Origin of the sequence: Prosthecobacter sp., from assembly GCF_044373815.1 — a bacterium.
Lineage (GTDB): Bacteria > Verrucomicrobiota > Verrucomicrobiia > Verrucomicrobiales > Verrucomicrobiaceae > Prosthecobacter.
This window is the reverse complement of record NZ_JBIPNG010000518.1, coordinates 1-4413: the sequence shown is the minus strand read 5'-3', so window position 1 is coordinate 4413 and position 4413 is coordinate 1. Positions and strand designations below refer to the sequence as shown.

The 4413-nt window shown below is 58.3% G+C and carries 3 protein-coding genes; 1 reads left to right on the top strand and 2 read right to left on the bottom strand.

All coding sequences use genetic code 11. The annotated features are described in order from the left end of the window. Positions 1-2340 (bottom strand): DNA polymerase III subunit alpha (gene dnaE / locus ACIREA_RS27335; RefSeq protein ID WP_397385490.1); only part of this gene is annotated, 2340 nt, incomplete at its 3' end. A gap of 52 nt (positions 2341-2392) precedes the next feature. Continuing rightward, entirely contained in the window at positions 2393-3124 is a 732-nt protein-coding gene (locus ACIREA_RS27330) for a hypothetical protein (protein ID WP_397385488.1), read from the bottom strand. Positions 3125-3323: 199 nt separating this feature from the next. Between ACIREA_RS27330 and ACIREA_RS27325 the strand changes: the two genes are divergently transcribed. After that, positions 3324-4250 (top strand): FHA domain-containing protein, encoded by a 927-nt coding sequence (locus ACIREA_RS27325; protein WP_397385487.1) that lies wholly within the window; start codon positions 3324-3326, stop codon positions 4248-4250. The last annotated feature ends 163 nt before the right edge of the window (positions 4251-4413 follow it).

Below are 4413 nucleotides of genomic sequence, written 5' to 3'. Positions count from 1 at the left end.
GCTGAGCACCGCCGCCATGAATTCGACGGGGTAGTTTGCCTTCAGGTAGGCCGTGCGGTACGTGACGATTCCGTAGGCGGCGGAGTGCGACTTGTTGAAGCCGTATTGCGCGAATTTTTCGAGCAAGTCGAAGATGGAGTTCGCGAGCTTGGCCTGGATGTCGTTCGTCTTGAGGCAGCCTTCCACGAAGATGAGACGCTGACGGGCCATCTCTGCGGCGTCCTTTTTACCCATCGCTCGGCGGAGCAAGTCAGCTTGTCCGAGGGAGAAGCCGGCGAGCAAGTTCGCGGCCTGCATGACCTGCTCCTGATAGACCAGAATGCCGTAGGTCTCCTTGGAGATCTTCTCCAGCAGCGGATGTGGGTAGTCCACCTTCTCCTCACCCTTCTTACGCTTGATGTAGTCTGGAATAAACTGCATCGGGCCGGGACGATACAGCGCCAGAATAGCGATGATTTCCTCGATGGTGTCAGGACCGAGCTGTTTGCAGGTGTTGACCATGCCACCAGATTCCATCTGGAAGACGGCGACCGTTTCGCCGCGTTTGATGAGATCGAAGGTCTTGGTGTCTTCGAGGGGCGCATCGGCCACTCTGAAGCCGGGGACGCGCTTGTGGATCCAGTACTCGGCTTCGTGGATCACCGTCAGCGTTTTGAGGCCGAGGAAGTCCATCTTGAGCATGCCCAGCTCGGTGAGCGGCTTCATGGCATACTGCGAGAGGATGGCGTCTTCCTTGTCTCGTGTGAGGGCGATGAAGTTGTCGAGACGGCGATCACCGATGACGACACCGGCGGCGTGAACGCCCGTGCCGCGCGTGAGGCCTTCGAGGAAGGTGGCATGCCGCCAGAGTTCCTGCGCATTGCCGTCGGACTCGAGCTTCGCGGCGAGATCGGGGTTTTTCTTCACCGACTCCTCCAAGTCGATGTTCAATTCATTCGGAATCATCTTCGACAGCGCGTCGCTGTCGCCGTAGCTCCAGCCCATGACGCGACCGACGTCGCGGATGACCGACTTGGCACCCATGGTGCCGAAGGTGATGATATGGCAGACGCTGAGATCGCCGTATTTTTCGCGGACGTACTGAATGACTTCCGGACGGCGTGTCTGGCAGAAGTCGATATCGATATCGGGAGGGCTGACACGCTCGGGATTGAGGAATCGTTCGAACACGAGTTCGAAGCGGAGCGGATCGATGTCTGTGATGCCGAGACAGAAAGCGACGAGTGATCCGGCGGCGGAACCACGACCGGGGCCGACGGGGATGTCGTGCTTACGGGCCCAGTTGATGAAGTCCCAGACGATGAGGAAATAGCTGGTGAAGTTTTTCTCCTTCAGCAGGGCGAGCTCCACCTCCATGCGCTCATGCAGCACTGCGTCATTGAGTGCGCGGTCGCGGCCATAGCGGAGTTCGAGGCCGTCCATGGTCAGCTTGCGCAGGTATTCATTTCGGTCCCCGCCCTCTGGCATCGGGTACTGCGGGTAGCGCTCGATGCTGGTGGAATCGAGGTGGATTTTCAGATCGCAGCGCTCGGCGATTTCCAGCGTGGCGTCGCAGGCCTCGGGCACTTCGGAGAACAGGGCGCGCATTTCCTCGGCGGTCTTGAAATAGACCTCCGGGGAGTAGGTCATACGGTTCTGATCGTAGATGCTCGCGCCCGTGCCGATGCAGATCATGATGTCGTGGGACTCGTGATCGCTGCGATTGAGGAAGTGGACGTCGTTGGTGGCGACGGTCTTCAGATCGTACTGCTTGCCCCACTCGATCATCTGCCGCGCGCTCTTGCGCTGGGCCTCCATGTTGTGATCTTGGATTTCGAGGTAGAAGTTTTCGGGGCCGAAGATGTCGCGAAACTCCAGCAGGCTTTTTTCCGCCTCGTCCTTGCGGTCGGAGAGGAGCAGTTCGTTGATTTCGCCGTTGATGCAGCCGCTGAGGCAGATGAGGCCTTTGGCGTGCTCACGCAAGGCGTCTTTGTCCACGCGGGGTTTGTACCACTGGCCGTCGAGGTGGCCCTTGGTGATCAGCTTGGAGAGATTTTCGAAGCCTTCGTTGCTGGAGGCGAGCAGCGTGAGATGCGAGGAGCGCTTGCGGCCCGGCACTTCGTTTTTGTCCATCATGGAGCCGGGGGCGAGGTAGGCCTCGCAGCCGATGATGCTCTTCACCTTGGCCTTTTTGGCGGCCATGTAAAAGTCGATGGCGCCGTAGAGATTGCCATGGTCGGTCATGGCCACGGCAGGCATGTTCAGCTCCTTCACGCGTTTCATGAGCGCATCAATGCGCACAGCGCCGTCTAGCAGCGAGTATTCGGTGTGGAGATGGAGATGGACGAAGGAATCTGACATGCGGCGGGGGACAGGATTAACCCCGCTTCGAAGGCATGAAAGAGGTAGTTTTTCACATTTTTCCAGCACCAGGCTTTCGGTGCGCACGGTGGTGGTGGCGGTAGTGGCTGAGCAGCAGCCAGCCGGTGATGATCACGATGCATGACACGGAGATCGCGATGATCAGATAGATGTTATTGCCCTTAGATGCCGGGGCGCCGGGTGGCGTGACTGCAGCTGCGACCACGTGGAGCTGGAAGGGACGGCTTGTCTCTCCCGGGAATATTACCTGAGGACGAAGTTCGGTCTTTCCCGCCATGGAGTGCAGCAGGATCAGGCTGGTGTTGGCATCTTTGGCAAAATCGACCTGGAAGGTGGTGGAATTCGTCGGCAGCTGGCCGCTGGCGGTGGCGAGCAGATGTACTTCCTGAGTGTCTGCCTTGAGGGGTGTGTTGTCAGCACCTTCCATGGCCCGAATTTTGCAGGCTGGCAGGATGGTTTTTTTTCCTTCAAAGAGCAACCCAAGCGAACTGGCGAGGTATTGCTGCGCTTTTTCATGGGTCGCGGCGACCTGATCGGGTGTCTGCTCTAGGTACCATGAGGCCGGAACGGGCGGCAGGGAGGTGGGATCGGAGGCGAGAAAGGTGCGTGGATCGACATTGATGCGCAGCGTGTAGCCGCCTGTGGAGTCGAATTCCGCCTCGACTGTCATATTAGGCACCACATGCGCACCCACAATGCTGGCGACAGCCCAAAAAGTCAGGAAGACGACGCCGATGATTCGCCTGCTAAAAAACCGATGCATTCACCATGGTGGAGGTGCCTGCGGTAATGGCAAATATATCGTCGCGTCCAGCCATAAACAGGGTGAAATTAAGAGTTGATTTTCAAGATGCCGCAACGCTTTCGAAAGAACCTGCGAAAAACCTTGTAGCTAGAAGACGACCGCGCTTGACTTGCGGCGTGTAAATTGCTTCAAAAGAGCATTTCCTTTAACCACTCACATGGGCGCCACACTCAAATCACTGGAGAAAGAACTCGAGATCACTCTCGAGGACTTCAATCTGGTCGGGCGCAGCCCTGATGCCAGCATCAGGCTGGTGGACGGTGGTGTCTCACGCCAGCACGCCACGATCCGGCGGGACGGGCAGCTGTTCTGGGTTTCCGATCTTGGCAGCGCGAACGGCAGTTTCGTCAACGACGTGGCGGTGACCACGGCGCGGGCTCTGCGGCATGGTGATCGCGTGCAATTTGGCACCAGCACCTTTATTTTTGACAGCCAGGACGAAGAACGGCCACCGAGCGAGTCTGGCAACGTCAGCACGCAGTCGCTGCATACCATCGCGCTGCCGGTCAAGACCGTGCGCGCCACCCTGCTTGTGGGCGATTTGCGCAACTTCACGACCATATCCTCCCAGCTCAGCGCTGAGGAAGTGGCTGCCATGCTGCGTGAGTGGTATGCGCAGTGCGAGAAGGTTCTGAAAACCCGCGATGCCATCATCGACAAGTTCATCGGCGACGGTGTCTTTGCCTACTGGCCAGGAGATGACATCAGTTCTCGCATCAAGGCGACCGAGGCCGCCAAGATTCTCAGCAGCCCTGATTCCAGTGAATCTCCCAAGCGCAAGTGGCTGAAGGAGAACATGAACCTGGAAGTTCATTGCCACATCGGCTTGAACATTGGTGATGTCGCCCTGGGTGCCATGGGCCGTGGAGTGAACACCGCTGTGGGTGAAGCGGTGAACGTGACCTTCCGTATCGAGAGCCTGACCCGCAAGCTGCAGGTGCCTGTGCTTGCTGGTGCGCCGTTTCTCAATGGCTGGCCAGATGGGCTGCAACTCTACCAAAACGCTGGCATTCATCCGGTGAAGGGGCAGCCTGATCCTGTCGAGGTTTATTCTCTGATCGACGTGCCAACGATGTCGTTCTAGGACGCGTCGCGGTCGAGAAGGCGCTGCATGTCTTCGCGCGTCATGCGGTAGAGCAGCCACTCGCTCATGCGTTTGGCACCGATGCGCTGCTCATAGACTTGTTGAGCGTTCACATTCCAATCCAGCGCCGTCCACTCCACGCGGCCACAACCGCGCTCATGCG